Source organism: Vibrio sp. 03_296, assembly GCF_002265885.1.
Window position 1 is genome coordinate 1 of the sequence record NZ_NPKW01000788.1, and the last position, 1,790, is coordinate 1,790.

At 46.8% G+C, this 1,790-nt stretch carries 4 pseudogenes; 1 reads left to right on the top strand and 3 read right to left on the bottom strand.

The annotated features are described in order from the left end of the window. Positions 1-383 (top strand): annotated as a pseudogene (locus CIK04_RS32935) (ribonuclease D); the annotation flags it as partial. 82 nt (positions 384-465) lie between these two features. On the opposite strand, the pseudogene minE reads toward CIK04_RS32935, so the two are convergent. The 3 pseudogenes from minE to CIK04_RS27900 all read right to left on the bottom strand — a co-directional run. Further along, positions 466-733 (bottom strand): annotated as a pseudogene (gene minE / locus CIK04_RS27890) (cell division topological specificity factor MinE). Positions 734-735: 2 nt separating this feature from the next. Next, positions 736-1,560 (bottom strand): annotated as a pseudogene (gene minD, locus CIK04_RS27895) (septum site-determining protein MinD). A gap of 22 nt (positions 1,561-1,582) precedes the next feature. Further along, a pseudogene (locus CIK04_RS27900) lies at positions 1,583-1,790 on the bottom strand (septum site-determining protein MinC); the annotation flags it as partial.

Here is a 1,790-nt window from a genome sequence, read left to right on the forward strand (position 1 = left end):
GTGGCTCGTTTAGGGTTAACCAGTTTTAAGCGCATGGAAGAAGAGGGGATGGATGTTCGCTCAGTACAGCGTCATGGCAATCGAATTGCTGCGATGGTGAAGTCGGCGCGTGAGACGGACCCTGAAGATTATCCCGCGCCAATTGAACGCTTGATGGATTTGCCGGGCTATAAACAGTTGTTCAAAAACATCAAGATAGAAGTCAACTCGCGCGTCAAAAGCGACAGGTTTAGCGAGCGAGTTTTTAGCGTCGAAGAAGCAGACTAATCACTTGATCAGTTGGGTATGGAAACATCAGCGTCGATCAAAATACGCCTGCCAGATTTGATGCAAGGTTGGGCGCATTAGACATTCTGGGCGAAAAAATGAACAAACTAATTTAGAGCACGCTAGAAGCATTTGCTTTATGGATAAATAAAACATGACGGTCTCAGCCGTCTGTTTTTCTATCCGATGAAAGAAAGGTTACTTCTCTTCGTCTGGTAGTTTCACGTTCAATTCCAAGACGGAAATGTCGTCATCTTTATGCTCAAATGTGAGATCGACCATCGACGGATCAATCGCAACGTATTTGCTGATTACCTTAAGAATGTCTTCTTTCAGCTGTGGCAAGTATGAAGGCGCAGGATCATTTTGGCTGCGGCGCTCGGCGACGATGATCATGTAAACGCTCTTTAGCGATGGCTTGCAGATGGTCTTTTTTTGATGGKCGGAAAAACTCAAGCAGTGACATATTTAGCCTCCAAACAGTCGTTTAAACAGTCCTTTCTTCTCCTCAGTAAGGAAACGAAAATCCAACTTGATTACCCAGTAGGCGATCAGCTGTGTCTGAATAGGCCATGCCAGCATCGGTGTTTTCATCAAAATCACGGGCACGCCTTTGTTCGAGGCATTCAGTACCGCTTGGCTCTCAGGAATGACACCAAGCAGAGAAATATGCAGAATTTCTTCGACGTCTTCAACGTCTCAGCATTTCGCCAAGATTCACGCGAGCATGGATTGTAACGGGTCAACAAGAGATGCTGCTTGACCGGCTCAAGTCCTTGTTCTGCACGCAGAGATTTCGAATCCAAAATCCCCAAGATACGGTCTGAATCTCGCACAGAAGAGACTTCTGGGTTAGTGGTGACAATTGCTTCATCTGCAAAGTATAGCGCCATTAACGCACCTTGCTCGATGCCTGCCGGGTGGAATCACAGATGACAAAATCAAAGACCCAACTCTCATCGAGCTCATCCAACACACGTTTGACCCCTTCTTTGGTCAACGCATCTTTATCGCGCGTTTGAGAAGCGGGCAAAATGAATAAGTTGTCGACGCGTTTGTCTTTGATCATCGCCTGATTGAGCGTCGCTTCGCCATTAATCACGTTAACAAAGTCATAGACCACCACGACGTTCACAGCCCATGATCAAAATCTAGGTTACGTAGGCCGATATCAAAATTCGATAACCGCTGTCTTTTTTCCTTTCAGCGCAAGGCCTGAAGCAATCGCGGCGCTGGACGTGGTTTTGTCCAACCCCGACCTTTACCCGAAGTAACAACAATAATGCGTGCCATTGTGTGATTTCCTTTTAATTCTTTACTGAGTGAGCGCTTCGAGATGGAGTGATTCGTCCACCAAGCTCAACATCAACTTTTTGCTGCCAAATTGGCTTCATTTGGTCACTGAGCCAGTAGTTGCCCGCAATTGAGATCAGCTCTGCTTGCAAGTCATGGCAAATAATTCGTGCTTCCTTTTGGCCGCTTGCCCCGGCAATCGCTCGGCCACGTAAGGTGCCGTGAATATG